This window comes from Janthinobacterium sp. GW822-FHT07H10 (genome assembly GCF_058798675.1).
This window is the reverse complement of sequence record NZ_JBXAKS010000003.1, coordinates 26306-52780: the sequence shown is the minus strand read 5'-3', so window position 1 is coordinate 52780 and position 26475 is coordinate 26306. Positions and strand designations below refer to the sequence as shown.

Sequence of the window (26475 nt, the reverse complement as noted above, 5' to 3'; positions counted from 1 at the left end):
GAAGCCGCCCGCGTTGTTGTACGGGCGGTTTTTTCTTTTTAAGGGCGCGCGCGGCGCGCAAGCATATGATGGCACCGATTCCCGACCTTACCTTGATGACTCCCGTTATCGCGAGCATCAATCACCTGCTGGCGCAGGAGCCGTGGGCGCGCCAGCAACTGGCGGTGCACGCCGGCAAGCTGGCCTGCATCGATACGGGCGCCGTGGCCCTGCGCATGCGCGTCGACAGCGCCGGCATGCTGGAAGCGGCGCCGGCGGACGTGTCTGCCAATGTCACCATCCGCGTCAAACTGTCCGACGTGCCGCTGATTCTGCAAAACCGCGAACGGGCGTTTTCGTACGTGAAAATCGAAGGCGACGCCGAGTTTGCCAATGCGATTTCGCAATTGAGCAAGGGCTTGCGCTGGGAAGCGGAGCACGACCTGGAAAAGCTGTTCGGCCCCATCCTGGCCACGCGCGTGGTCTCCGGCGCCAGGGATGCCCTTGCCTTCGTGCGCACGGGCCAGCAAAAGCTGGCGGAAAACGTGGCGGAATACTTTCTGGACGAACAGCCCATGCTGATCCGTCCCGCTACCTTGCTGGAATACTCGGCTGGCGTGACGCGCGTGCGCGATGACGTCGAACGCCTGGCCAAGCGCCTCGCCCGGCTGGAAAAGGCGGCCGCCGCCCTCCAGCCGCAGTCCTCTTCACCGGATGTGTCTACATGATATTGAAATTCCTGCGCCTGTTTAAGATCATCCGTGTTTCCATCAAGTACGGTCTAGATGAGATAGCAATTTCTGGTCTGCAAGTTCCGCGCACTGCCAAGCTGATCGACACCCTGATTTTCTGGCGCGACCTGTCGTCGCCACGCGGCCTGCGCCTGCGCCTGGCGCTGGAAGAACTGGGGCCCATCTTCGTGAAATTCGGCCAGGTGCTGTCGACGCGGCGCGACCTGATGCCGCCCGACATCGCCGAGGAACTGGCGCGTTTGCAGGATCGCGTGCCGCCCTTCGATTCCGACCTGGCCATCGCGCAGATCACCAAGTCCCTGGGCGCCCATCCGGACCAGCTGTTTGCCCGCTTCGAGCGCGAACCGGTGGCGTCCGCCTCGATTGCCCAGGTGCACTTCGCCACCTTGAAGGATGGCCGTGAAGTGGCCGTGAAGGTCTTGCGTCCAGGCATGAAAAAGCTGATCGACGAAGACGTGGCGCTGATGCATATCGCAGCCGGCTGGATCAGCCGCCTGTGGGCCGACAGCAAGCGTTTGAAGCCGCGCGAAGTGGTGGGCGAATTCGACAAATACCTGCATGACGAGCTGGACCTGATGCGCGAGGCGGCCAACGCCAGCCAGCTGCGCCGCAACTTCGCCAATTCGGACTTGCTGCTGGTGCCGGAAATGCACTGGGACTATTGTTCCAGCAGCGTCATCGTGATGGAGCGCATGTACGGCATCCCCGTGTCGCAGATCGACCGCCTGGTGGCGGCCGGCGTGGACTTGCGCAAACTGTCCAGCGATGGCGTGGAAATTTTCTTCACGCAAGTGTTCCGCGACGGCTTTTTCCATGCGGACATGCATCCGGGTAATATTCTCGTCTCCATCGCGCCCGACTCGTTCGGCCGCTATATCGCGCTGGATTTCGGCATCGTCGGCACCTTGAACGATTACGACAAGGATTACCTGTCGCAAAACTTCCTCGCTTTCTTCCGCCGCGACTACAAGCGCGTGGCCGAGGCGCATATCGAATCGGGCTGGGCGCCGAAAGACACGCGCGTCGACGAGCTGGAAGCGGCCGTGCGCGCCTGCTGCGAGCCGATCTTCGACCGCCCGCTGAAGGATATTTCCTTTGGGCAAGTTCTGCTGCGTCTGTTCCAGACCTCGCGCCGCTTCAATGTGGAAGTGCAGCCGCAGCTGGTGCTGCTGCAAAAGACCCTGCTCAATATCGAAGGCCTGGGACGCCAGCTGGACCCGGAACTGGACCTGTGGCAGACGGCCAAGCCCTACCTGGAAAAATGGATGAGCAATCAGGTGGGGCCGCAAGGCTTCATGGAGCGCCTGCGCGCCGAGGCGCCCCGCTATGCGCACATCTTCCCGCAACTGCCGCGTTTGCTGCACCAGGCCTTGACGGTGCATGGCGAGCCGCGCGAAAACGACGTGGAACTGATGAAAACCTTGTTGGCAGAACAACGCCAGACGAACCGCCTGCTGAGCTTTATCGTGTATTTCGTCGGCGCCTTCGCGCTCGGCGCGCTGGGCTTGCAAGTGTATATGCGCTGGCATCAACTGCCGTTTTAACAGGATCAGGACGTAAGTGATGGCTGACTTCCATACCCGCGACCCGCTGTCGCCCGCCTTCTGGGACGAGCGTTTTGAGAAACAATTCACGCCCTGGGACCAGGGCGGCGTACCCGCGCGCCTGCGCAGCTTCGTGCTGGGCAGTCCGGCGCCGTTGCGCTGTCTGATACCCGGCTGCGGTTCCGCCTACGAACTGGCCTTCATGCTCGACGCGGGCTGGGACGCCACGGCCATCGACTTTTCGCCAGCGGCCGTGGCCGCCGCGCGCGTCCAGCTTGGCGAACGGGCGGGGCGGGTGGTGGAAGCCGATTTCTTTGCCTGGCAGCCAGACGCGCCGCTGGACCTGATTTATGAACGGGCGTTCCTGTGCGCCATGCCACGCGCCATGTGGCCGCAGGTGGCGGCCCGCTGGGCGCAGTTGCTGGCGCCGGGCGCGATGTTGGCCGGCTACTTTTTCTTTGACGATAATGCCAAGGGGCCGCCATTTGGTATGTCACGTGAGCAATTAAACGCCTTGCTGGCGCCACATTTCGACTGCCTGGCCGATGAAGCCGTCGGCGATTCCATCGCTGTCTTCGCCGGCAAGGAGCGCTGGATGAGCTGGCGCCGCCGGGCGGACTGAGCCTGGCAGGGCAAGCGACCGGGCGATTTCCGTAGAGACTGGCGGAAAAGCTTTATAATTCAGGGTTTTTGATGATTTTCTCGGAGTAGAGATGCCGATTTACGCTTACCGTTGTGACGAGTGTGGTTTTGCCAAGGATGTCTTGCAAAAGATCTCCGATCCAGTACTGACGGTGTGCCTGTCGTGCGGCAAGCCCAGTTTCAAGAAGCAATTGACGGCCGCCGGTTTCCAATTGAAGGGCACTGGCTGGTACGCGACCGATTTCCGCGGCGGCACGGCACCGACGACGGCCATTCCGACGGGCCCGGCCGATAACGCCAAGCCGGCTCCTGCTGCCGAGAGCGCGCCTGCCGCCGTTGCCCCGGCGCCCGCGCCTGCCGCGGCGGCGCCAAAAGCGGACTGACAAGCGCGTTGCGCCGAACCATTCCATTACCGAGAAACCGATGCGTAAATACTTCATTACCGGATTGCTGATCTTAGTACCGCTGGCCATTACCGTCTGGGTACTCAATTTGGTGATCGGCACCCTGGACCAGTCCCTGCTGCTGGTACCGGCGCGTTTCCGCCCGACCTCGCTGTTTGGCTTTGACATTCCCGGCCTGGGCACGATACTGACGATAGTCATCGTCTTCCTGACAGGCTTGTTGACGAATAACCTGGTCGGCAATTACGTGGTGAAACTGTGGGAAAAGTTGCTGCAGCGCATACCCATCGTTAATTCCCTGTATTCGAGCGTCAAGCAAGTATCGGATACCTTGTTTTCCTCGTCGGGCAATGCTTTCCGCAAGGCAGTGCTGGTGCCATATCCGCACCAGAATTCCTGGACCATCGCCTTCCTGACCGGCGTGCCGGGCGGCGATGCGGCGAACCACCTGGTGGGCGATTACGTCAGCGTGTATGTGCCGACGACGCCGAACCCGACATCGGGCTTCTTCCTGATGATGAAGCGCAGCGATGTGGTCGAGCTGGACATGAGCGTCGATGCGGCGCTCAAGTACATCGTCTCGATGGGCGTGGTGGCGCCTGCGGAAGTTGTCGCTGTAACGGCCCCGGTAGCCAAAGAATAAAGGCAGGCGTCCCACGGGGGACGTGGCCGGATTGAACACTCACTAACCTGAACTGAGAATTTTATGTCTATGCGTACTGAATATTGCGGCCTCGTTACTGAAGCCATGCTGGGACAAACCGTCAGCCTGTGCGGCTGGGTACATCGCCGCCGCGACCACGGCAGCCTGATTTTCATCGATTTGCGCGACCGTGAAGGCCTGGTGCAAATCGTTTGCAACCCGGAACAAGCGGAGATGTTCAAGGTCGCCGAAGCCGTGCGCAACGAATTCTGCCTGCGCGTGACGGGCGTGGTGACGAACCGTATCGACGGCACCATCAACAACAACCTGAAATCGGGCAAGATCGAAGTGGTTTGCTCGGAACTGGAAGTGCTGAACCCTTCCGTGCCCGTGCCATTCCAGCTCGACGACGACAACCTGTCGGAAACGACGCGCCTGACGCACCGCGTGCTGGACCTGCGCCGCCCGCAAATGCAGAACAACCTGCGCCTGCGCTACAAGGTCACGATGGAAGTGCGCAAGTACCTCGACGCGCTGGGCTTCATCGACATCGAAACGCCGATGCTGACCAAGTCGACGCCAGAAGGCGCGCGCGATTACCTGGTGCCGTCGCGCGTGAACGCCGGCAGCTTCTTCGCCTTGCCACAATCGCCACAGTTATTCAAGCAACTGTTGATGGTCGCCAACTTCGACCGTTACTACCAGATCACCAAGTGCTTCCGCGATGAAGACTTGCGCGCTGACCGCCAGCCGGAATTCACGCAGATCGACTGCGAAACCTCGTTCCTGACGGAACAGGAAATCCGCGACCTGTTCGAAGACATGATACGCGTCGTCTTCAAGAACACCCTCGATATCGACCTGCCGAACCCGTTCCCGGTGATGGACTTCGCCGAAGCGATGGGCCTGTATGGTTCCGACAAGCCGGACATGCGCGTCAAGCTGGCCTTCACGGACTTGACCGACGTCATGAAAGACGTGGACTTCAAGGTCTTCTCGGGCGCTGCCAACATGCCGAAGGGCCGCGTGGTGGGCTTGCTGATTCCAGGCGGCGGCGCCATGCCACGCTCGGAAATCGATGCATACACGCAATTCGTTGCCATTTATGGCGCCAAGGGCCTGGCCTACATCAAGGTCAATGAAAAAGCCAAGGGCCGCGACGGCCTGCAATCGCCGATCGTGAAGAACCTGCACGATGCGGCATTGGCACAGATCATTGAACTGACGAATGCACAAGACGGCGACTTGATCTTCTTCGGCGCCGACAAGGCGAAAGTCGTCAACGACGCCATCGGCGCGCTGCGCGTGAAAATCGGCCATAGCGAATTCGGCAAGAAAGCCGGCCTGTTCGACGACGTGTGGAAGCCATTGTGGGTGGTCGACTTCCCGATGTTCGAACACGACGAAGAAGCGGACCGCTGGACGGCAACCCACCATCCATTCACGGCGCCGAAAGATGGCCATGAAGACATGCTGGAAACCAATCCGGGCGCCTGCATCGCCAAGGCCTACGACATGGTCTTGAACGGCTGGGAACTGGGTGGCGGTTCGATCCGTATCCACCGCGAAGAAGTCCAGAGCAAGGTCTTCCGTGCATTGAAGATCGATGCCGAAGAAGCGCAGCTGAAGTTCGGCTTCCTGCTCGACGCCCTGCAATACGGCGCGCCGCCGCATGGCGGCCTGGCATTCGGCCTGGATCGTATCGTGACCATGATGACCGGTTCCGAATCGATCCGCGACGTGATCGCTTTCCCGAAAACCCAGCGCGCGCAAGATTTGCTGACCCATGCGCCGTCGGAAGTAGACGAGAAGCAACTGCGCGAACTGCACATCCGTTTGCGCAGCGCCGAGCCCAAGGTAGTGTAATGAGGCATGCGGCCGCTGCGGCGGTCGCTGTTTGATAAGCTATGCAAAAAGAGGCGCTTTCAAGGCGCCTTTTTCATTGTTGATATGACCCATAAAATTCCCGTTTCCGTGCTGGTCGTCATTCATACGGCCGATCTGGACGTCTTGCTGATCGAGCGCGCGGGCCAGCCCGGCTTCTGGCAGTCGGTGACCGGTTCGCTCGACGCCGTCGACGAGCCGCTGCTGCAGACGGCCGCGCGCGAACTGTGCGAGGAAACCGGCATCGTTGCCGATGGCGAAGGCATCGTGCTGCGCGACTGGAACCTGTCGAATGTGTACGAGATCTACCCGATCTGGCGCCACCGCTATGCGCCCGGCGTGACGCGCAACACGGAGCACGTGTTCAGCGTGCAAGTGCCACGCGACATCGCCATCACCCTGAGCCCGCGCGAACACTTGCAATATGCGTGGCTGCCGTACCTGGCGGCGGCCGACCGCTGTTTTTCGTCCTCCAACGCGGAAGCGATCCTGCAATTGCCGGCCATGACGGGCCTGGCACGACGCCTTACCTGACCTTTCTAGAAAGTATTTCATGTTGAACTGGATTCATTTGACCGCACAGCAAAAACTGCTGGGCACCGTGGGCATCATCCTGTGTCTGTGCTTTATCCTGGCGCTCTTCACCTCCACCGTGCCCGGCCGCACGCCGCCGATCGGCATGCCGCTGATGGCGATCGGCTGGCTGCTGCACCCGGGCGCGTTCGCCAAGGGCAAGCGCACGGTGGCCTGGCGCGGCGCGCCCTTGCTGGTCAAGGTGGTCTGGGCCGCCGGCATCACGGCCTTGCTGGTGAGCGTGACGGCAGGCGTGGGCCGCATGCTGGCCTGATTGCGTCCGGCACGATGATTCTGCCCGTTTGGGTGCGCACGCGCACCTACGCTGGCGCCGCGCGGGGCCTGTCTGGGAGTAGAATCGATGCATGAAAATTCGCGTAGCAACTTATAATATACACAAGGGCGTTTCCTCCGTGCGGGGCTTGCCCAGGGTCCATGCATTGAAGCAGGCGATTGCGCTGTTCCATGCAGATGTTGTTTTTTTGCAAGAAGTGCAGGGCAAGCATGACCGCAACGCGGCCCGCTTCGGCGCCGAGAACAATGGCCACAAGCATTGGCCGGAAGCATCGCAGCATGAATTCTTTGCCGGCCCCGAGCACCACACGGCCTACGGCATGAACGCCGTGTATGACCATGGCCACCACGGCAATGCCTTGCTCAGCAAGTTCCCCATCGCCTCGCAAACCAACCACGACGTCTCAGATCATGCTTACGAGCAACGCGGCATCCTGCATTGCGTGCTCAACACGCCGCACGCCGATGTGCATTGCTACGTGGTCCACCTGGGCCTGTTTGAATCGGGACGGGGCCGGCAGACGCAGGCGCTGATCGACGCCGTCATGGAGTCGGCGCCCAATGGCGAGCCCGTCATCATTGCCGGCGACTTCAACGACTGGCGCAATACGCTCAGCGACAAGCTGCGCAATGCGCTGGGCGTGGTGGAAGTGTTCGACCAGCGTGCATCGAACTCGGCCCTGGGCGACCTCGTGCGCACCCTGGCGCGGCGCCAGACGAAAACGCCGATTCCCGTGCCGGCGCGCACCTTTCCCGCCGCCTTGCCGTGGTTCCGCCTGGACCGCATCTACGTCCGCGGTTTCCAGGTGGAAGGGGCGCAAGTGATGCATGGCACCCTGTGGGCAAAATTGTCGGACCACGCGCCGATAGTTGCTGCTTTGAAACTCGCGTAGACTGCCGGCATGCGCACAGTCAATTTCATCGCCCACAACGACATCCAGCTGCTGTATTGCGGCACCGATTACTTTCCCGCCCTGGTCGCGGCCATCGACGGCGCGCGTTCCGAAGTCTATTTCGAGACGTATATCTTTGCCGACGACGCCACCGGCACCCTGGTGCTCGATGCGCTCAAACGCGCGGCCGCCCGCGGCGTGCTGGTGTGCATGATCACGGACTGGTTCGGCACCGGCAACCGCAGGGTCAATGCCATGCATGCGCAGCTGGAAGCGGCCGGCGTGCACCACCGCATCTTCAATCCGTGGTTCCGGCGCGGCATCACGCGCACGCACCGCAAGATCTGCGTGGCCGATGGCGAGATCGCCCTGGTGGGCGGCATCAATATCAACGATGACATGTTTTGCGACTACGACCACAACATCAGCCTGGAAGCGCCGCGCTGGGACTTCGCCGTGCAGGTGAAGGGCCCGCTGGTGGACGCCATCCACGAAGAAGTACAGGCGCAGTGGGCGCGGCTGGGCAAGATGAACCTGGTGCGGCGCATCAAGCTGTACCGCAAGATGCGCGTCGTCAGCAAGGAGCTGGCGAAGAATCCCGTCGTGGCCGGCTTTGTCGTGCGCGACAACCTGCGCAACCGCCGCACCATCCAGCGCGCCTACCTGCAGGCGCTGGGCCAGGCGCGTAAAAGCGTGATGCTGGCCAACCCGTATTTCGCCCCCGGGCACAAGCTGCGCCGCGCGCTGGCGCAGGCGGCCCAGCGCGGCGTCGACGTGGTCCTGCTGATCGGCGTGGGCGAATTCCGCATGCAGGATGCCGTGGCGCACTCGTTCTATCCGAAGCTGCTGGCCGCCGGCGTGAAAATCGTCGAATACCGCAAGACGCAGCTGCACGCCAAGGTGGCCGTCGTCGACGATGACTGGGCAACGGTGGGCTCGAGCAATATTGACGCGCTGAGCCTGTTCCTGAACCAGGAAGCGAACGTGGTCATCAAGGACGTGGCGTTTGCGCAAAGCCTGCGCCAGCATATCGAGCAGGGCGTGGCCGACGGCATCGTCATCCACCAGGATGATTTCAAGCACATCGGCCGCTTCCGGCGCATCGGCTACGAAGCCGCGTTCCTCGTGTACCGGCTGGTGATGCGCATTTTTTCAGTGGGCAAGTACGCATGAGTGAAATGACAACGGTAAGGCTGGACAAATGGCTGTGGGCGGCGCGCTTCTTCAAGACGCGCTCGCTGGCCAGCGAGGCCGTCGATACGGGCAAGGTGAAAGTGGACGGCGAGCGCGTGAAACCGGCGCGCAGCGTGCGCCTGGGCGATGAGCTGGCCATCGACAATGGCGCGGAAACGTGGGAAGTGGCCGTGCTGGGCCTGTCCGACAAGCGCGGCGCGGCGCCCGTGGCGCGCTTGCTGTATGGGGAAACGCCGGCCAGCATCGCCCGCCGCGAACTGCTGGCGGAAGAACGCAAGCTGTTCCGCGAACCGGGCAGCACCATCAAAGGGCGGCCGACCAAGCGCGACCGCCGTCAACTGAGCAAGGCAGGCGGCCTCGACTGAGGCACGCCGCCAGCGGCGCGGGCGGGAAAAACCGGGAGCGAGCCCCGGCAAAACCCGCCTTTGCCGCCCTGAAAGCACTATCAACAACGCGGCCAGAGAATGCTGCGCTGCACCAATAGAACACCGGCTCTAAAGTTCCCGTTTGACTTTTACGTGGTAGTGGATAATAGTACGAGCGTTCGGATTTTTTCGGGGCGTGCTTTTTTTTACCCGCGCTTCAGTCCGCCAAATCGGCAACATCACTTTGAGAACGGACCTCTTGAATACTTCAGTCAAATTCATGCGCAAGGGCGAACTGACCCGTGCAGCCATCCTCGACGTGGCGCTGGACCTGTCCAGCCGCGACGGCCTGGAAGGCCTGACCATTGGGCTGCTTGCGGACAAAATGAACATGAGCAAGTCGGGCGTGTTTGCCCACTTTGGCTCGCGCGAAGACTTGCAGATGGAAGTGCTGAAGCTCTACCACTACCGTTTCGAGCAAGAAGTCTTTTTCCCCAGCATGAAAGAACCACGCGGCATCCAGCGCCTGCAATCGATGTTTGCGCGCTGGGTCAAGCGGGTCAGCGTGGAAATCGCTTCCGGCTGCATCTATATCAGCGGCGCCGTCGAGTATGACGACCGGCCGGGCCCGATCCGCGAAGCCCTGGTGGCCATGGTGCGGGCCTGGCAGGGCGCGCTGCTGCGCTGTGTCGAGCAATCGATCGCCACGGGCGACCTGAAAGCGGACACGGACGCCCAGCAGCTCGTGTACGAGATGTATGGCCTGATCCTGGCCCTGCATCACGATGCGCGCTTCCTGCGCGTGCCGGGCAGCATCGAACGGGCGCAGGCGGGCTTTGTCCGCCTGCTGGCGTCGTACCAGAATCCCGCTGCAGCCAGTCAGGAACAAGCCGTCAGGAATCAGTAGTTTTCGCAGCAACGAACACGCAATTCACCAGTACACACTTTAGCTAAACGCCTTCAGGAGAAAATTATGGGTCAATACGTCGCGCCAATCCGGGATATGCAATTCGTCCTGCATGAATTCCTGCAAGTGGAAGAAGAATTGAAGCAAATGCCGCACTACGCGGAAGTCGACGCCGACATCATCAACCAGGTGCTGGAAGAGGGCGGCAAATTCACTTCCGAAGTCCTGTTCCCGCTGAACCACTCCGGCGACCGCGAAGGCTGCCACCACGACCCCGTCACGAAAAACGTGACGACGCCGAAAGGTTTCAAAGAAGCTTACAAGCAGTATGTCGAAGGCGGCTGGGCGGCATTGGCTTGCGATCCGGAATACGGCGGCCAGGGCTTGCCAGTGGTATTGAACAACTCGTTCTATGAAATGCTCAACTCGTCGAACCAGGCCTGGTCCATGTACCCTGGCCTGTCGCACGGCGCCTACGAGTGCCTGAAGGAACACGGCACCGAGCACCAGAAGGAAGTCTATCTGCCGAAGCTGGTGTCGGGCGAATGGACGGGCACCATGTGCCTGACCGAACCGCACTGCGGCACCGACCTGGGCCTGCTGCGCTCGAAAGCGCTGCCCGAGGCGGACGGTTCCTGGACCATCACCGGCAACAAGATCTTCATCTCCGCCGGCGAGCACGACATGTCGGAAAACATCCTGCACCTGGTGCTGGCCCGCGTGCCGGACGCGCCGGAAGGCTCGAAAGGCATCTCGCTGTTCCTGGTGCCGAAATTCCTGCCGAATGCCGACGGTTCCGTCGGCGAGCGCAACCCGATCACCTGCGGCGCCATCGAAGAAAAGATGGGCATCCACGGCAACTCGACCTGCCAGATGAACCTGGACGGCGCCAAGGGCTGGATCATCGGCCAGCCGAACAAGGGCCTGAACGCCATGTTCGTCTTCATGAACGCGGCCCGTTTGGGCGTGGGCATGCAGTCGCTGGGCCTGACGGAAATCGCCTACCAGAACGCGCTGATCTACGCCAAGGACCGCACGCAAATGCGTTCGCTGTCCGGCATCAAGAACCCGGAACTGCCGGCCGACCGCATCATCGTGCACCCTGACGTGCGCCGCATGCTGCTGACCGGCAAGGCTTACGCGGAAGGCGCGCGCGCCTTCACTTCCTACGTGGCGCTGCAGATCGACCGCGAACTGCACCACCCTGACGCCGACGTGCGCAAGGAAGCTGCCGACGAAGTGGCGCTGCTGACGCCCGTCATCAAGGCCTTCATCACCGACAACGCCTGGATCGCCACCTCGGACGCGATGCAAGTGTTCGGCGGCCACGGCTACATCTCGGAATGGGGCATGGAACAGTATGTGCGCGACGCGCGCATCAACATGATCTACGAAGGCACGAACACGATCCAGTCGCTGGACCTGCTGGGTCGCAAGATCCTCGGCGACAACGGCGCCAAGCTGCGCAAGTTCGGCGAAAAGATCAAGGCCTTCGTCGAAGACAACGGCACCGATGAAGCGATGAGCGAATTCGTGACGCCATTGGGCGACCTGGGCGACAAAGTCACCAAGCTGACCATGGAAATCGGCATGAAGGCATTCCAGAATCCGGACGAAGTGGGTGCGGCATGCGTGCCTTACCTGCGTGTCGTCGGCCATATGATCTACAGCTACCTGTTCGCGCAGATGGCCAAGATCGCCCTCGAAAAAGAATCCAGCGGCGACAAGTTCTACACCGCCAAACTGGCTACCGCACGTTTCTACTTCGCCCGCTTGCAGCCTGAAACGGCAACCCTGATCCGTCAGGCGCGCTCCGGTTCGGCCAACCTGATGGCACTCGACGCAGACCTGTTCTAAGACTTGAGGAAAATATGACCAATTTCATCGTTAAAAAAGTAGCCGTCCTCGGCGCCGGCGTGATGGGCGCGCAGATCGCCGCCCATTGCATCAACGCGAAAGTGCCGGTCGTGCTGTTCGACTTGCCTGCCAAAGAAGGTCCGAAGAATGGCATCGTGCTGCGCGCCATCGAAAACCTGAAAAAACTGTCGCCTGCGCCGCTGGGCAACAAGGATGACGCCGCGCTGATCCAGGTCGCCAACTACGAAGACAACCTGGACCTGCTGGCCGGTTGCGACCTGATCATCGAAGCCATCGCCGAGCGCATGGACTGGAAACACGACCTGTACCAGAAGGTGGCTCCGCACATCGGCCCGAACGCGATCTTCGCCTCGAACACCTCGGGCCTGTCGATCACCAAGCTGGCCGACGGTTTCGACGCCGACCTGAAATCGCGCTACTGCGGCGTGCACTTCTTCAACCCGCCGCGCTATATGCACCTGGTCGAGATCATCCCGACCGCGTTCACCAAGCCTGAAATTTCCGACCAGCTGGAAGGCTTCCTGACCACCACCCTGGGCAAGGGCGTGGTACGCGCCAAGGACACGCCGAACTTCATCGCCAACCGCGTTGGCGTGTTCGGCATCCTGGCCATCGTGCATGAAGCGGAAAAATTCGGCCTGTCCGTGGACGTCGTCGATGACCTGACCGGCTCCAAGCTGGGCCGCGCCAAGTCGGGCACCTTCCGCACGGCGGACGTGGTCGGCCTGGACACCATGGGCCATGTGATCAAGACCATGCAGGACTACCTGCCGAACGACCCGTTCGCCGCCGTCTACAAGACGCCGGCCGTGCTGGCATCGCTGGTGGAAAAAGGCGCGCTGGGCCAGAAGAGCGGCGCGGGCTTCTACAAGAAGGTCGGCAAGGAAATTCAACGCCTGGACTTCGCCACCGGTGAATACGTGGCCGGCGGCGCCAAGGCTGCCGACATCATCGCCCGCATCCTGAAGGAAAAGGATCCGGTCAAGAAGATGAAGGCGCTGCGCGAATCGACGAACCCGCAAGGCCAGTTCCTGTGGGCGATCTTCCGCGACGCTTTCCACTACATCGCCATCCACCTGGACACCGTGGCCGACAATGCGCGTGACATCGACTTCGCCATGCGCTGGGGCTTCGGCTGGAACGTCGGCCCGTTTGAAACGTGGCAGGCATCGAACTGGCTGCAAGTGGCCAACTGGGTCAAGGAAGACATCGACGCCGGCCACGCGCTGTGCAACGCACCGCTGCCAGCCTGGGTCTTCGAAGGTCCGGTCGCTGAAAAAGGCGGCGTGCACACGCCGGAAGGCTCGTACTCCGCCGTGTCGAACAGCTTCGTGCCGCGTTCGACCCTGTCCGTGTATGACCGCCAGCCATTCCGCGCGCCAGTCCTGGGCAGCGGCGCCATCGACGGCAAGACCGCCGGCACCACCGTCTTCGAAGACGAATCCGTGCGCGTCTGGCATACGGGCGACGATGTGCTGATCATCTCGTTCAAGACCAAGATGCACGTGATCGGCGAAGGCGTGATCAATGGCCTGAAACTGGCCCTGGCCGAAGCCGAGAAAAACTTCAAGGGCCTGGTGATCTGGCACGCCGACGCAGCCGAAGGCGGCGCCTTCTCGGCCGGTGCCGACCTGCAATCGGCCCTGCCGGCGTTCATGCAAGGCGGCGTGAAAGCCGTCGATCCGATCATCGCCGAACTGCAGAACACCTTCATGTCGCTGAAATACGCGAACGTGCCGGTGATCGCCGCGGTCGCTGGCCTGGCACTGGGCGGCGGTTGCGAGCTGGCGCTGCACGCATCGAAGCGCGTGGCCTCGATCGAGTCGTACATCGGCCTGGTGGAAGTGGGCGTGGGCCTGATTCCTGCCGGCGGCGGCCTGAAGGAAGCGGCGCAGCGCGCCTACAAGGAAGCCAAGGGCAACGACATCCTGCAATTCCTGAAAACGGGCTTCACCAACGCGGCCACCGCCAACGTGTCGAAATCGGCGCTGGAAGCGAAGAAGATGGGCTACCTGAAGGAAGACGACGTGATCGTGTTCAACGCCTACGAGCTGCTGCACGTGGCCAAGGTCGAAGCGCGCGCCATGTTCGACGCCGGCTTCCGTCCGCAACTGCCTTCGCTGATCCAGGTCACGGGCCGCTACGGTTGGGGCACAATCAAGGCGCAGCTGGTCAACATGCGCGACGGCGGCTTCATCTCGGCGCACGATTTCAAGCTGGGCGAGATGATCGCCGAGATCGTATCCGGCGGCGATGTGGACCAGGGCAGTTTCGTCAGCGAACAGTGGCTGCTGGATATGGAACGCAAGGCATTCCTGGAGCTGTTGAACCATCCGAAAACCCAGGAACGGATCATGGGCATGATGCAGACCGGTAAGCCGGTACGCAACTAAGCACAGCGTCGATGTCGATCCTGTCCCTCGTATTTAAAGTATTGCTGCGCGTGAGGCCAAGCATGGTGTATGACCGTATCAAACAACAGATGATGGACACCTTGCCCTTCGTGCGGCTGCTGGGGATCAGCATCGACGACATCGGCGCCGGCACCTCCAGGGTGTCGATGCCGGACGATCCCAAACTGCATAACCACCTGGGCACGCAGCATGCGGGCGCCTTGTTTACCCTGGCCGAGACGGCTTCCGGCGCGGCCATGGCGGGCGGCTTCGCCGAACTGATACTGGGCTTGCGCCCGGTGGCCAAGGAGTCGCGCATTCGGTACCAGAAGGTGGCCCGGGGCGCGACGCGCGCCGAAGGCCGGGTACCGGGCGACCTGGCTGCCTTGAAGGCGCAGCTGGCGCAGGATGGCAAGGTGGCGTTTCCCGTGGAAGTCGATATCTTCGACTCCGAAGGCACGCTGGCGGCACAGGTGACGGTGGACTGGTATTTGTCGCAGAAGCGATAAGCCAGTACCCCGGATATTCGACAGAACACGAACCTCGTTCAACATCTTTGAAAGAATAAAATGAGCAAACAACTTCAAGACGCCTACATCGTCTCTGCAACCCGCACCCCGATCGGCAAGGCGCCGCGCGGCATGTTCAAGAACACCCGCCCGGACGACCTGCTGGTGCGCGTGCTGCAATCGGCACTGGCGCAAGCGCCTGGCCTCGATCCGGCGCTGATCACCGACGCCATCATCGGCTGCTCGTTCCCGGAAGCGGAGCAGGGCTTCAATATCGCGCGTAACTCGGTGCTGCTGGCCGGCTTGCCGAAGACCGTGGGCGGCGTCACCGTCAACCGTTACTGTGCGTCGGGCATCACGGCCATCGCCATGGCGGCCGACCGCATCCGCGTGGGCGAAGCCGACGTCATGATCGCCGGCGGCATCGAATCGATGTCGATGGTGCCGATGATGGGCCATCACCCATCGATGAACCTGGACATGTTTAGCGACGAGAACATCGGCATGGCCTACGGCATGGGCCTGACGGCCGAGAAAGTGGCGCAGCAATGGAAAGTGTCGCGCGAACAGCAGGACGCGTTCTCCGTCGAATCGCACCGCCGCGCCATCGCCGCGCAGCAAGCCGGTTTCTTCAAGGCTGAAACGACGCCTGTGGAAATCATCACGCGCACGCCGAACCTGGCCACCGGCCAGGTCGATGTAACGCGCCGCACGGTCGACACCGACGAAGGCGCGCGCGCCGATTCGTCGATGGAGTCGCTGGCCAAGCTGAAGCCCGTCTTCGCCGCCAAGGGCAGCGTCACTGCCGCCAACAGCTCGCAGATGTCCGACGGCGCCGGCGCGCTGTTGATCGTCAGCGAAAAAATCCTGCGCGAGCATAACCTGACCCCGCTGGCGAAATTCTCGTCGTTCGCCGTGCGCGGCGTACCGCCGGAAATCATGGGCATCGGTCCGAAGTTCGCCATTCCGGCAGCGTGTGCCGCCGCCGGCATCACGCAGGACCAGCTGGACTGGATCGAGCTGAACGAAGCGTTTGCCGCACAGGCGCTGGCCGTCATCGGCGACCTGGGCCTGGACCCGGCGAAAGTGAACCCGATGGGCGGCGCGATCGCCCTGGGCCATCCGCTGGGCGCGACGGGCGCCATCCGCGCGGCCACCGTGATCCATGCACTGCAGCGCACCAAGCAGAAGTACGGCATGGTGACGATGTGCGTGGGCGCCGGCATGGGCGCGGCCGGAATTTTTGAACGCGTATAAGCCTGGCCGGGTAAAGCAATAAAACAGGGCGCTGCGGGATTACCCCGGCGCCCTTTATCTTTTTGGAGACGACATGGATATTTTGTGCAGCAAGAGCGAGGGCATCCTCACACTGGAATTCAACCGCCTGGAGCGCAAGAATGCGATCACGGGCGCCATGTACCAGACCCTGGCCGACGCGCTGGTGGCGGCGGAAACCGACGATGCCGTACGCGCCATACTGATCTGCGGCAAGCGCGAGATTTTCACGGCCGGCAACGACCTCGATGACTTCATGAAGACGGCGCGCCCCGCCGACGGCTCGCTCGACCTTGACCGTCCCGTGTTCCAGTTCATGCGCGCCCTGTACGGCAGCAGCAAGCCCGTGGTGGCGGCCGTCTCCGGCCCTGCCATCGGCATCGGCACGACGCTGTTGATGCACTGCGACCTGGTCTACGCGGCCGACAATGCCAGCTTCTCGATGCCGTTCACGCAGCTGGGCCTGTGCCCGGAATTCGGCTCCAGCCTGCTGCTCACGCAACTGGCCGGCTATCCGCGCGCGGCGGAAAAACTGATGCTGGGCGAGTCCTTCCCCGCACAGGAAGCGCTGGAAATGGGCCTCGTGTCGAAAGTCGTTCCCCTGTACGAGCTGATGACGTTCGCGCAAGGCCAGGCCGCCAAGCTGGTGGCCCTGCCGGCGGCCTCGATCCGCGCCACCAAGCGCCTGATGAAGCAAAGCCGCATGGAACCGATGAAGGCCGCCATCGCGGAAGAAAACAAGCTGTTCAGCGCCATGCTGGGCGGCGCGGAAGCGAAGGAAGCGTTTACGGCTTTCTTCCAGAAGCGCAAGCCGGATTTCAAGCAATTCGCCTGAGCCTTGTCCTGCCTGGTGCAACAGGCGTCCCGCGGGGCGCCTGTTTTTGCCTGGGGGCCAGATTGATACGGATATTTCTGTTTCGCAAAGTTGCATAATCCGCTAAGGTGGCTGCCGAGGCGCTCCACGCTCCCCCTTGCGTGGCCGGCGCCCCCCACGTGAACGGATACAACATGAAACTGGTAGCGCTGATCAGCGGCCTGTGCCTGGCTTTGCCCGTCTGGGCGCACGCTGCGCCAGGGACGTCGGCCGAGGTCATGGCCTTCCTGCGGCAACAGATGGCGCAGCAGCAGATTCCTGCGCTGCAAGTGGCCGTCATCCAGGGTGGCAAGGTCGTCGAACTGGCCGCCCTGGGAACGGCCAACGTGGAAAACGGCGTGGCGGCCACCGACGAAAGCGTTTTCTCGATCAATTCCTGCACCAAGGCGTTTACGGGCGTGGCCGTCATGCAGCTGGTCGAGGCGGGCAAGCTCAAGCTTACCGACCCCATCTCGCTGTACCTGGACGACCTGCCGCCATCCTGGCGCGCGCTGACCATACGCCAGCTGATGACGCATACGTCCGGCTTGCCCAACATCATCGACGAGCAGGAGAAGCTGCTGGGCGGCGAGGATGAAGCGCTGTCCTGGAGCAAGGTCAAGGCCCTGCCGTTCGAGTTCGCGCCGGGCGAGCGCTACAGCTACAACCAGACCGGCTATGTTCTCATCGGCAAGATCATCGAAAAGCTCAGCGGCGAGTCCTTCGTGCGCTTCGTGGAAAACCACCAGTTCAAGCCGGCGGGCCTGACGCACACGCGTTTCGGCGACTCCAGCGATGTGGTCCCGCACTCCGCCGGTGCCTATACCTATTCGCGCAACGAGGGCGGCAAGTGGCTGACGGGCACGCGGCTGGCGATCGCCTACGTCACCTTCCCCGCCTATTTCCGCCCGGCAGCCGGCATCCTGTCGACCTCCGGCGATATCGCGCAGTGGCTGCTGGCCTTGCAGGGCGGCAAACTGCTGAAGGACAAGGCCAGCCTGCAAGCCATGTGGAGCCCGTATCTGCTGAACAACGGCACGACGCAGGGGCCGAACGACCTGCTCAACGGTTCGGCGCTGGGCTGGCCCGTGACGGTGCGCGGCGAACACCGCGCTGCCGGCCCCATCGGCGGCATGCGTTCGGCCTTCTTCGTGTATCCGGAAGACGACCTGTCGGTGGTGGTGCTGACCAATTTGCAGGGCGTCAATCCGGAACTGTTCATCGATGAAATCGCCGGCTTCTATGTGCCCGCCATGCATCCGTCGACGGGGTTCGGCCTGCCGCCGTCGGTCCTGCCCTTGCGCAAGCTGCTGTTGCAACGCGGTTTCGGGCAGGCACCGCAGGCGTGGGCCGAGCTGCGCGCGCGCGATGCGCAAGCACTGCCGGGCGAGGAGGCGTTGAATGTCTGGGGCTACAAATTGAGCAGCCAGCAGCAGCTGCCGCAGGCCCTGGCCATCCTGCGCCTGAACGCCAGCCTGCATCCGGCCAGCTGGAATGCCTACGACAGCCTGGCGGAAATCCTCGAGCAGGCGGGCGACAGGCAAGGTGCGATCGCCAACTATGGCAAGTCGCTGGCGCTTAACGCCGGCAACAGCCATGCCAGCGAACGGCTGCGCGTGCTGCAGGCGCCCTGAGGGCAGGCTTCAACCGTGCGCCCGCATCCCCGCCAGGATCAGGGCGACCGATGCGTGCCACTGCGTCTCGCCCGCCGGCCGGCCCGCCAGCGCATAGCCGTGTAAAAGATCGACGACGGCATCGCGGCCGCGCAAGCGGAGTTTTTGCGGCAGATCCAGGCCGTCGAGGGCCAGCTCGAACAGCGCCGTAAAGCGCTCGGCGACATCGCTCTGCGCCACCAGGCCGCGCGCCATCAGGCGCACGAAATGCGGCGTGGCGCCGACCAGCTCCAGGTACAGCGCGCACAGCGCCAGCAAGCGCCGCTGCGGCGCCTGGCGCCGTGTGAAGGGCGGCTGCCGCGGGTCGAGCGCGGCGAAGCGCTGCGCCATCAGGGCCAGCAGCAATTCCTGTTTTCCCGCGTAATAGTGATACAGGGCCATGGCATCGACGCCCAGGCTCTGCGCCAGCGCGCGCATCGAGAAGGCTTCGCCTTTTTCTTCCAGCAGGGGCAGGGCCGCCTGCAGGATGGCGGCGCTGTCCAGCGCGGGCGCGGCGCGGCGCGGTCGCCCGGCGCGGCGCACGGGAGGTTCGATGGCTTGAAGTTTTTTGGTTTTCATGGGCATAATTCTACACTGTAGAATTAATTGGAGAGCACATCATGCAAAAACCTTTCGTCAGCGTCTTTCTCGGCATCAGCATCGACGGCTGCATCGCGGGAGAAAACGGCGACCTGTCCTGGCTGGAAGAGCTGGCGCCCGATTCGCCCGACGCCACCGGCTACACGGCATTGATGACGCAAGTCGATACCTTGCTGATCGGGCGCAGCACGTATGACGCCGTGCTGGGGTTCGAGCCGTGGCCGTATGCGGGCAAGCGCGTGGTGGTACTGAGTCACCGCGACTTCGCGCCGCGCCATGGCGAGCAGCGCCGCGAAGGCAGCGTGCGGGAAGTGCTGGCAGGCCTGGCCGAGGAGGGCTGCCGCCACGTGTATCTCGACGGCGGCGCCGTCATCCGCGCCGGCTTGCGCGAAGGCGTCATCGACAACCTGGCCTTGTCCGTGCTGCCGGTGGTGCTGGGGAGCGGCGTGCGGCTGTTCGACGAGGCGCTGCCGCGCAGCGACTGGCGGCTGGAAAGCACGCACCAGTTGCCCAGCGGCGTGGTGCAGCTGCGCTATGGAAAGCGTTAAGCCGGGCTTTCCAGTTCGACGATGAAGCCGGGATCGAAGCGTGCATTTTCCGGCGTGCCGTCGGGCCGCTTGTAGCCGCAGGGGTTGCACACGACGCGGCAATCCTGGATGCGATAGTCGAGCGAGGCGTGCATGTGGCCGTGCACCCACAGGTCGGCCTGCGCCACCAGTTCATCGAGGTGCGAGGCGAAGGCGGGCGAGCCCAGGTTGCTGGCGTACTGCTCTTCCACCGACAGCATCGACGGTGCCATGTGCGTGATGACGACGGTTTTTCCGGCGAACGGCTGCGCCAGTTGCTGCGCCAGCCAGGCCCTGTGCCGCGCATGCAGCTGCGCCGTGTCGGCCGCGCACAGCAGGCGCGGCGCATCGCCTCCCGTGCTGATGCGCTTGTAGTCGGGCATGTAGTTTTGCGCCGCGCTCAGGGCCTCTGCCTGGCGCTGCGCGCCGAACAGCAGGAAATCCGTCCACAGGGTGATGCCGAGGAAGCGCACGCCGTCGAGCACCACGGAATCGCCGTCGAGCAGGCGAATATGCGCGCCATGCGCGTTGGCGCTGGCGCAGGCGTCGCGCACGGCGTCCTGCATGTGTTCGAGCTGGTGGCCATACCCTTCGTGGTTGCCATGCACGTACAGCACGGGCAGGGCGCCGAAGGTGCGCGCGGCCCAGGCGATGGCATTGCTGCCCGTGTCGATGTCGCCGGCCAGGATCACCGCGTCGGGACGGCTGGCGGCGAGGTCGATGGCGGGCGCGTCGTCGCGCCATACTTCCAGGTGCAGGTCGGACAGGATCAGCAAACGCATGGCAGGAGGCGCGGCAAGGCGCATGAAAGTGGCTGGGCCTCTATCGTAGCGCAAGTCGCCATGCTTGCCTGCTTGACCGCGCATGGGCGACGACGGTACCCTGTGGCATCGACTACCGCACCCTCACTCCTGGAGCAGCATGCAGCCTTTTTCCCTTCCCACTACCTTACTCGGCATCGCGCTGGCAAGCATGGCGCTGCTGCCGGCGGCGCAGGCCGCCACGCCCGCCCTCGATCCTCTGACGCAGCCCATCGCCTCGCCGTATGCGGAGCAGTGGAACCGCCCGCAGCAGCCGGCGCGCATCCATGGCGACACCTATTACGTGGGCGTGGGCGGCTTGAGCGTGGTGCTGATCCATACGCAGGAGGGCCTGATCCTGATCGATGGCGCGCTGCCGCAGTCGGTGGAGGCCATCAAGGAGCATATCCTCGAGCTGGGATTCCGCGTGGAGGACATCAAGTTCATCCTGAATACGGAGGCGCATTTCGACCATTCGGGCGGCATCGCCGCGCTGGCCCGCGACAGCGGCGCGCAAGTCGTCGCCAGTCCGCTCGGCGCACAGGCGCTGCGCGCGGGGAAGGTGATAGACAGCGATCCGCAGGCGGGAGAAATCGACCCCATGCCGGCCGTGGAGAACGTGCGTGAAATCGCCGACGGCGAGATTTTGCAGCTCGGTGAAGTCAGCGTGATGGCGCGCTACACGCCTGGGCATACGCCGGGCAGCACCAGCTGGACGTGGGTTTCCTGCGAGGATGCGGAGCGCGAGGAATGCCTGAGCGTGGTGTTCGGCGCCAGCCTCACGCCGGTGGCCGCTGACGATTTTCACTATCTGGCTGACGCGCGCCATGCGGACCTGACGCCGGCCTTTCGCCGCGTCATGCAGGACTTCGCCAAACTGCCGTGCGACATCCTGATTTCGGCCCATCCCGACCACTCCGGCGCCGATGAAAAACTCAGGCGCTTGCTGGTAGGCGTCACGCCGAACCCCTTCATCGATACGCAAGCGTGCAGCAAGTATGCGGCCAGCAACGAGGCCAAGCTCGATGCGCGCATCGCAAAGGAAAAAGCAAAGGCCAGCGAGTCCGCGCCAAAATAACAACGTTGGCGCGTTCGCCATGCAAAGCGGTTGACGCACTGCAGCATCCGGTGCAGAATCAGCGTCCGCAGTGCAGATTAACCATGACATAGAAAGGAAACCCATGTTCGAGCAGGCTGGCAGCAAGTTGTACGACCACTAGCCCCGCGCATGGCGCTCGGGGCCATCGGCATAGCGCCGATCCCGAGCCGGTGTCCTTTAAAACCCCGGTGAGGAAACTCGCCGGGGTTTTTTGTTTCAGGCGACCCCGGCATACCGACAGGAATGACGCTGATGACCATGCATCGCAGCTTGTCTGCATCAGCGCTTGAACGGAGCAACCATGAAAATTAAAGTGAAAGCCACGCCCAAGCCGCGCAATCCGCTGGTGGCAGCCGCCAGATTGCGCGGCGGCGCCGGCGCGCACCAGTCGGAAGCCGCGCCGCGCGCGGCGCGCCGGGCCGGCAAGCACCGCCTGCAGCAATTGCTGGCAGGACGCTTGAAACCCGACGATTAGCGTGCGGCCAGCTCGACGATGAAATTCGCGTCGAAGCGGGGATTTTGCGGCGTGCCGCTGCGCGTCTTGTAGCCGCACGGGTTGCAGACGACGCGGCAGTTGCCGATACGGTAGTCGCGCGAGACGTGGATATGGCCATGCACCCACAGGTCGGCCTGTGCGGCCAGCGCGTCCAGGCGCGACGCATACGCGGGCGAGTATGCTTCGCTGCCATACGCGTCATCGACCGAGAGCAGCGACGGCGCCATGTGGCTGATGACGACCGTGCGGCCATCGAACGGCAGCGCCAGCTCGCGCGCCAGCCACGCCTTTTGCTGCGCGTGGAACATGGCCGTGTCGGCCGCGCGCAGCTTGCGAAAACCCATGTTCGCCAGGCGGATGCGCCGGTAGTCGTTCATGGCCGCTTCCGCGTCGCGCATGGCGGCCTGGCGCGTGTCGTCGCCCAGCAGGCGGAAATCCGTCCACAGGGTCGCTCCGAGGAAGCGCACCTTGTTGCCGGCCTGGTCTTCGACGACGTGCGTGCCGCAGTCGAGGAAGTGCACGTTGCCGGTGGCGGCCGCGGCCGCGCGCAGTTCCTGGCGCACCTTGTCGAGGTGGTGGCCATAGCCTTCATGGTTGCCATGCACGTACAGCACGGGCAGGCCGGCAAACGTGGTGGCTGCCCAGGCGATGGCGCGGCTGCCCGTGTCGATATCGCCGGCCAGGATCACGACGTCGGGGCGGCTGAGCGCAAGGTCTGGCTGTGGCGCTTCGTCGCGCCACAATTCGTGATGCAGGTCCGACAGTATCAATAAACGCATGCTGTTTTCAGGCCGTTGCAGAGGCCCCCATCCTACCCGAAATGCTTCACTCTTCCCCGAGGGCGGCGAAGCTGTGCGCCAGGTAGTCGATCAGCGTGCGCACGGCCGGCAGCAGGCCGCGCCGCGACGGGAAAACCGCATGGATGATTTCGCGCTGCGGCCGCCATTGCTCCATCAGCGGCAGCAGGCTGCCATTGGCGATCTGTGCGCCTATCATCATGGTCGGCAGCTGCACCACGCCCACGCCGGCCACGGCCGCGTCGCGCAGGGTCAGCATGTCGCCCGTGACGAAGCGCGGCATGTGGCGCAGCTGGGCGCGCGCGCCATGCGGTCCATGCAGGTCCCACTGGTAATGCTGCTGCGGCGTGCCCATGGCCAGGCTGGGCCAGTCGGCCAGGTCGGCCGGCGCCGTCGGCATGGGGGCGCCGGAGAACAGCAGCGGGCTGCCGACCATGCACTGGCTGCGCTCGGCCAGCACGCGCAGCACCAGGTCGCTGTCGGGCAGCGGCGGCGGGCGCACGCGGATGGCCACGTCGATGCCTTCGGCCACCAGGTCGACGCGGCGGTTGCTCGCTTCGAGCAGCAAGGTCACTTGCGGATGGTCGCGCATGAAGCTGGCCAGCATCGGGCCCACGAGGGTATGCAGCAGGGCGATGGGGCAGGACAGGCGCACCGTGCCGCGCGGCGCGGCCCGCGTCAGTTCGATCGCCTCCTGCGCCGCTTCCGCTTCCACCAGCATCGCCTTGCAATGCTCGTAAAACGACTGGCCCACGTCGGTGACGGAAAAATGCCGCGTCGTGCGCTGCAGCAGGCGCACGCCAAGGCGCTCTTCCAGCAGCGCGATGCGCCGGCTCAGCCTGGATTTCGGCATGCCCAGCGCGCGCCCGGCCGGGGCGAAGCCGCCATGGTCGACCACCTGCACAAAGTAATACAAGTCATTCAGATCCTGCATGCCGCCTCCTTGATCGTTCTATTTTTGGAACGCTGATGGCGGATTTTACCGTCTACCGCCCTCATCGTTGCAAGCGTATTCTGTCTCCATCGTAATGCAAACCCCAACAGGAGATCGAGATGAACAAAATCACAGGTATCTACAGCGCACCCCGCCAGCACTGGGTCGGCGACGGTTTTCCCGTGCGCTCGATGTTTTCGTACAGCGGCCATGGCAAGCAGCTGAGCCCCTTCCTGCTGCTCGACTATGCCGGTCCCGCCGAATTTGCCCCCGGCACCCGTCCGCCCGGCGTCGGCTCGCATCCGCACCGCGGCTTTGAAACGGTCACCATCGTCTACAAGGGCGAAGTGGCGCACCGCGATTCGACGGGCCAGGGCGGCGTGATCGGTCCCGGCGACGTGCAATGGATGACGGCCGGCGCCGGCATCCTGCATGAAGAGTTTCACTCGCCCGCCTTCACGCAGTCGGGCGGCACCCTGGAAATGGTGCAGCTGTGGGTGAACCTGCCGGCCAGCAACAAGATGACGGCGCCCGGCTACCAGGCCATCACCAGCGACACGATTCCGACGGTGGCGCTGTCCGGCGGCGCAGGTTCGGTGCGCGTGATCGCCGGCGAGTTCGACGGCCAGCATGGCCCGGCCCGCACGTTCTCGCCGATGCAGGTGTGGGACATGCGCCTGGCCCAGGGCAAGCTGACGGAACTGCCCGTCACGCCAGGCTGGAGCACGGCGCTGATCGTCCTGCACGGCACGGTGCTGGTCAACGGCGAGAGCGTGCTGCGCGAAGCGCAGATGGCGCTGTTCGAGCGCGATGGCGACAGCATCGCCATCGAGGCGAACAACGACGCCGTGGTACTGCTGCTGAGCGGCGAGCCCATCGACGAACCCATCGTCGGCCATGGCCCGTTCGTGATGAATACCGAGGCGGAAATCGTGCAGGCGTTCGAGGATTTCAACAGCGGCCGCTTTGCCCGCATCGGGCAGTAAGCCGTTCTATGCAGTAACCCATGCCGCATCCCGCGGCATGGGAATTCACGCGGCGCCGCCAGGCGGCGCCACCTCAAGGAGACTACCATGAGCACCCCCGCCAACTTCCAAGGCTTGCCACCGATGATCGATCCCGACGACGCCGTCATGCTGCTGATCGACCACCAGAGCGGCCTGTTCCAGCTGGTGCGCGACATCGAGCAGCACGTGCTGCGCGGTCACGTCACGGCGCTGGCCAAGCTGTCGCGCCTGGCCAACATGCCGACCTTCACCACGGCTTCCGTGCCCGATGGCCCGAATGGCCCGCTGATCCCGGAAATCCACCATTTCAACCCGGAAGCCGTCTACATCCCGCGCACGGGCCAGATCAATGCCTGGGACAATCCGGCCTGGGTCGACGCCATCGAAAAGACGGGCCGCAAGACCCTGCTCATCGCCGGCACGCTCACCAGCGTGTGCATGGCCTTCCCCACCATCAGCGCGCTGGCGGCCGGCTACAAGGTGTTTGCCATCATCGACGCCTCGGGCAACTGGTCGAAAATGGCCACCGACATCACCATGGCGCGCGTGACGCAGGCCGGCGCCGTGCCGATCGACACGTATGCCGTGCTGGCTGAAGTGATGAGCACCTGGAACCGCGCCGATGCGATGGAGTTCGCCGCCATCATGACCGACCATATCGTGCCGCCATACCGCGCGCTGATCGAAAGCTACGACAAGGCGCAGGGCGTGCAAAAAAATGGCCGCGAGACGAAGCTGGAGATACTGGAAGCGGCAAGCCAGGGCTGATGCACGATTACGGCGCCTCGTAGCGGGCGCGTATCGCCGCCAGCGTGCCGCGCTGTTCCAGGCGCGTGATGGCGGCGTTCAGGCGCGCCAGGTCGGCGCTGCTGGTGCTGTGCGTATTGAGCATCAGGTGCACGGGCGCGCGCAGGGCGAGGAAGGGCAGGGCGTTCAGGGCGACGCCCTGCAGGCGCGCCTCGTGGCGCACGGCCAGCACGTCGCCCATCAGCAGCTCGGCGCGGCCCGCGTCGAGCATGCGTATGCCTTGCTGGAAGCTGCCGAACGCATTCAGGCGGCCCTCTTTTTCCAGCACCGGCCTGGCCGCCGCGTACTGCGGGCCATACCAGCCCACTTTCGGCGCCAGCAGGGTCGACTTGCCGCGCGCGAGCTGCGCGAAGCTGTCGATCGGATGCTGGTTGCCTGGCTTGCTGAAGATGCCCACCGTTTCGTCGCGGTAGGAAATGGAAAAGCGCGCATACGACTGGCGCTCCGGTGTTTCCGACGCGGCCAGCATCAGGTCCAGCCCGCCTTGCTGGAACAGCAGCTGGCGCCGCGCCGTCGGCAGTTCCGGCAAGGTGACGAGCGTGCAGCGCGCTTCCCTGAAGATGGCCTGCAGCAATTCCAGGTCCAGGCCCGTATAGCGGCCCTGCGCATCGCGATACACATATGGCGGCCACTGCTCCAGCGCCATCGTCATGCGGCAAGCCAGGGCGGGCAGGGCGGAGATGCCAAGCGCTGCCGCAAACAGGAAATGGCGCAGGCGCATACGGGTGCTTCCAT

Annotated in this window: 28 protein-coding genes; 23 read left to right on the top strand and 5 right to left on the bottom strand. The window is 63.4% G+C overall.

What is annotated here, in order from left to right; genetic code table 11:
• The first annotated feature begins 68 nt into the window (after nucleotides 1–68).
• The 18 genes from AC1RDJ_RS07985 (at nucleotide 69) to AC1RDJ_RS07900 (ending at nucleotide 18616) form a co-directional block, all read left to right on the top strand.
• Entirely contained in the window at nucleotides 69–707 is a 639-nt protein-coding gene (locus AC1RDJ_RS07985) for a ubiquinone biosynthesis accessory factor UbiJ (RefSeq protein WP_493027404.1), read from the top strand.
• Nucleotides 704–2275: a ubiquinone biosynthesis regulatory protein kinase UbiB gene (gene ubiB, locus AC1RDJ_RS07980; RefSeq protein WP_071325593.1), complete on the top strand. Its 1572-nt coding sequence runs from the start codon at nucleotides 704–706 to the stop codon at nucleotides 2273–2275. The genes AC1RDJ_RS07985 and ubiB overlap by 4 nt, the downstream gene beginning before the upstream one ends.
• A 19-nt stretch (nucleotides 2276–2294) precedes the next feature.
• Nucleotides 2295–2897: a methyltransferase gene (locus AC1RDJ_RS07975; RefSeq protein WP_071325592.1), complete on the top strand. Its 603-nt coding sequence runs from the start codon at nucleotides 2295–2297 to the stop codon at nucleotides 2895–2897.
• Nucleotides 2898–2988: 91 nt separating this feature from the next.
• The gene (locus AC1RDJ_RS07970) at nucleotides 2989–3300 is read left to right on the top strand and encodes an FmdB family zinc ribbon protein (protein ID WP_493027174.1); all 312 of its coding nucleotides are present in this window, start codon (nucleotides 2989–2991) and stop codon (nucleotides 3298–3300) included.
• A 40-nt stretch (nucleotides 3301–3340) separates the two neighbouring features.
• A complete protein-coding gene (locus tag AC1RDJ_RS07965; RefSeq protein ID WP_071325590.1) occupies nucleotides 3341–3964 on the top strand; it encodes a DUF502 domain-containing protein in 624 nt (207 codons plus the stop codon).
• 63 nt (nucleotides 3965–4027) lie between these two features.
• The gene (gene aspS / locus AC1RDJ_RS07960; protein WP_198043815.1) at nucleotides 4028–5830 is read left to right on the top strand and encodes an aspartate--tRNA ligase; all 1803 of its coding nucleotides are present in this window, start codon (nucleotides 4028–4030) and stop codon (nucleotides 5828–5830) included.
• 84 nt (nucleotides 5831–5914) lie between these two features.
• Nucleotides 5915–6382 carry a dihydroneopterin triphosphate diphosphatase gene (nudB, locus tag AC1RDJ_RS07955; protein ID WP_071326739.1) on the top strand — a complete coding sequence of 156 codons (468 nt, stop codon included), beginning with the start codon at nucleotides 5915–5917 and terminating at the stop codon, nucleotides 6380–6382.
• Nucleotides 6383–6401: 19 nt separating this feature from the next.
• Nucleotides 6402–6695 (top strand): hypothetical protein, encoded by a 294-nt coding sequence (locus tag AC1RDJ_RS07950; protein WP_071325588.1) that lies wholly within the window; start codon nucleotides 6402–6404, stop codon nucleotides 6693–6695.
• Between the two features lie 91 nt (nucleotides 6696–6786).
• A complete protein-coding gene (locus tag AC1RDJ_RS07945) occupies nucleotides 6787–7608 on the top strand; it encodes an endonuclease/exonuclease/phosphatase family protein (protein ID WP_071325587.1) in 822 nt (273 codons plus the stop codon).
• Nucleotides 7609–7617: 9 nt separating this feature from the next.
• Entirely contained in the window at nucleotides 7618–8781 is a 1164-nt protein-coding gene (clsB, locus tag AC1RDJ_RS07940; protein WP_071325586.1) for a cardiolipin synthase ClsB, read from the top strand.
• Nucleotides 8778–9167, top strand: coding sequence for an RNA-binding S4 domain-containing protein (locus AC1RDJ_RS07935; RefSeq protein ID WP_493027173.1), 390 nt, complete (start codon nucleotides 8778–8780; stop codon nucleotides 9165–9167). The genes clsB and AC1RDJ_RS07935 overlap by 4 nt, the downstream gene beginning before the upstream one ends.
• 280 nt (nucleotides 9168–9447) lie before the next feature.
• Nucleotides 9448–10074 (top strand): TetR/AcrR family transcriptional regulator, encoded by a 627-nt coding sequence (locus AC1RDJ_RS07930; protein ID WP_071325584.1) that lies wholly within the window; start codon nucleotides 9448–9450, stop codon nucleotides 10072–10074.
• Nucleotides 10075–10140: 66 nt separating this feature from the next.
• The gene (locus tag AC1RDJ_RS07925) at nucleotides 10141–11931 is read left to right on the top strand and encodes an acyl-CoA dehydrogenase C-terminal domain-containing protein (protein WP_071325583.1); all 1791 of its coding nucleotides are present in this window, start codon (nucleotides 10141–10143) and stop codon (nucleotides 11929–11931) included.
• Nucleotides 11932–11945: 14 nt separating this feature from the next.
• Nucleotides 11946–14345 carry a 3-hydroxyacyl-CoA dehydrogenase/enoyl-CoA hydratase family protein gene (locus AC1RDJ_RS07920; protein WP_071325582.1) on the top strand — a complete coding sequence of 800 codons (2400 nt, stop codon included), beginning with the start codon at nucleotides 11946–11948 and terminating at the stop codon, nucleotides 14343–14345.
• Nucleotides 14346–14356: 11 nt separating this feature from the next.
• A complete protein-coding gene (locus AC1RDJ_RS07915) occupies nucleotides 14357–14854 on the top strand; it encodes a PaaI family thioesterase (RefSeq protein WP_232250987.1) in 498 nt (165 codons plus the stop codon).
• Nucleotides 14855–14914: 60 nt separating this feature from the next.
• Nucleotides 14915–16111 (top strand): acetyl-CoA C-acyltransferase, encoded by a 1197-nt coding sequence (locus AC1RDJ_RS07910; RefSeq protein ID WP_046682137.1) that lies wholly within the window; start codon nucleotides 14915–14917, stop codon nucleotides 16109–16111.
• Nucleotides 16112–16184: 73 nt separating this feature from the next.
• Nucleotides 16185–16964 (top strand): enoyl-CoA hydratase, encoded by a 780-nt coding sequence (locus AC1RDJ_RS07905; protein ID WP_493027172.1) that lies wholly within the window; start codon nucleotides 16185–16187, stop codon nucleotides 16962–16964.
• Nucleotides 16965–17137: 173 nt separating this feature from the next.
• The gene (locus tag AC1RDJ_RS07900; protein WP_493027171.1) at nucleotides 17138–18616 is read left to right on the top strand and encodes a serine hydrolase domain-containing protein; all 1479 of its coding nucleotides are present in this window, start codon (nucleotides 17138–17140) and stop codon (nucleotides 18614–18616) included.
• Nucleotides 18617–18625: 9 nt separating this feature from the next.
• Here the strand turns inward: AC1RDJ_RS07900 and AC1RDJ_RS07895 are convergent, their stop codons facing one another.
• Nucleotides 18626–19213, bottom strand: coding sequence for a TetR/AcrR family transcriptional regulator (locus tag AC1RDJ_RS07895; RefSeq protein WP_493027170.1), 588 nt, complete (start codon nucleotides 19211–19213; stop codon nucleotides 18626–18628).
• A gap of 41 nt (nucleotides 19214–19254) precedes the next feature.
• Here AC1RDJ_RS07895 and AC1RDJ_RS07890 point away from each other — a divergent pair, with 41 nt between their 5' ends.
• The gene (locus tag AC1RDJ_RS07890; protein WP_071325577.1) at nucleotides 19255–19782 is read left to right on the top strand and encodes a dihydrofolate reductase family protein; all 528 of its coding nucleotides are present in this window, start codon (nucleotides 19255–19257) and stop codon (nucleotides 19780–19782) included.
• Here AC1RDJ_RS07890 and AC1RDJ_RS07885 read toward each other — a convergent pair.
• Nucleotides 19779–20582 carry a metallophosphoesterase family protein gene (locus AC1RDJ_RS07885; protein ID WP_493027169.1) on the bottom strand — a complete coding sequence of 268 codons (804 nt, stop codon included), beginning with the start codon at nucleotides 20580–20582 and terminating at the stop codon, nucleotides 19779–19781. The genes AC1RDJ_RS07890 and AC1RDJ_RS07885 overlap by 4 nt on opposite strands.
• A 139-nt stretch (nucleotides 20583–20721) precedes the next feature.
• Between AC1RDJ_RS07885 and bla the strand changes: the two genes are divergently transcribed.
• Together bla and AC1RDJ_RS07875 are read left to right on the top strand one after the other, a co-directional pair.
• Nucleotides 20722–21678: a subclass B3 metallo-beta-lactamase gene (bla, locus tag AC1RDJ_RS07880; protein ID WP_493027168.1), complete on the top strand. Its 957-nt coding sequence runs from the start codon at nucleotides 20722–20724 to the stop codon at nucleotides 21676–21678.
• 322 nt (nucleotides 21679–22000) lie between these two features.
• Nucleotides 22001–22174: a hypothetical protein gene (locus tag AC1RDJ_RS07875; protein WP_198043811.1), complete on the top strand. Its 174-nt coding sequence runs from the start codon at nucleotides 22001–22003 to the stop codon at nucleotides 22172–22174.
• Here AC1RDJ_RS07875 and AC1RDJ_RS07870 read toward each other — a convergent pair.
• Together AC1RDJ_RS07870 and AC1RDJ_RS07865 are read right to left on the bottom strand one after the other, a co-directional pair.
• Nucleotides 22171–22974, bottom strand: coding sequence for a metallophosphoesterase family protein (locus tag AC1RDJ_RS07870; RefSeq protein WP_493027167.1), 804 nt, complete (start codon nucleotides 22972–22974; stop codon nucleotides 22171–22173). The genes AC1RDJ_RS07875 and AC1RDJ_RS07870 overlap by 4 nt on opposite strands.
• A gap of 46 nt (nucleotides 22975–23020) precedes the next feature.
• Nucleotides 23021–23926, bottom strand: coding sequence for a LysR family transcriptional regulator (locus AC1RDJ_RS07865; protein WP_493027166.1), 906 nt, complete (start codon nucleotides 23924–23926; stop codon nucleotides 23021–23023).
• A gap of 119 nt (nucleotides 23927–24045) precedes the next feature.
• Between AC1RDJ_RS07865 and AC1RDJ_RS07860 the strand changes: the two genes are divergently transcribed.
• Complete coding sequence (locus AC1RDJ_RS07860) at nucleotides 24046–24912, top strand: pirin family protein (protein ID WP_493027165.1); 867 nt, start codon at nucleotides 24046–24048, stop codon at nucleotides 24910–24912.
• A gap of 87 nt (nucleotides 24913–24999) precedes the next feature.
• The gene (locus AC1RDJ_RS07855; protein ID WP_289887464.1) at nucleotides 25000–25701 is read left to right on the top strand and encodes an isochorismatase family protein; all 702 of its coding nucleotides are present in this window, start codon (nucleotides 25000–25002) and stop codon (nucleotides 25699–25701) included.
• Nucleotides 25702–25708: 7 nt separating this feature from the next.
• Here AC1RDJ_RS07855 and AC1RDJ_RS07850 read toward each other — a convergent pair whose 3' ends face one another.
• Entirely contained in the window at nucleotides 25709–26461 is a 753-nt protein-coding gene (locus AC1RDJ_RS07850; protein ID WP_289887463.1) for a substrate-binding periplasmic protein, read from the bottom strand.
• Nucleotides 26462–26475 lie beyond the last annotated feature (14 nt).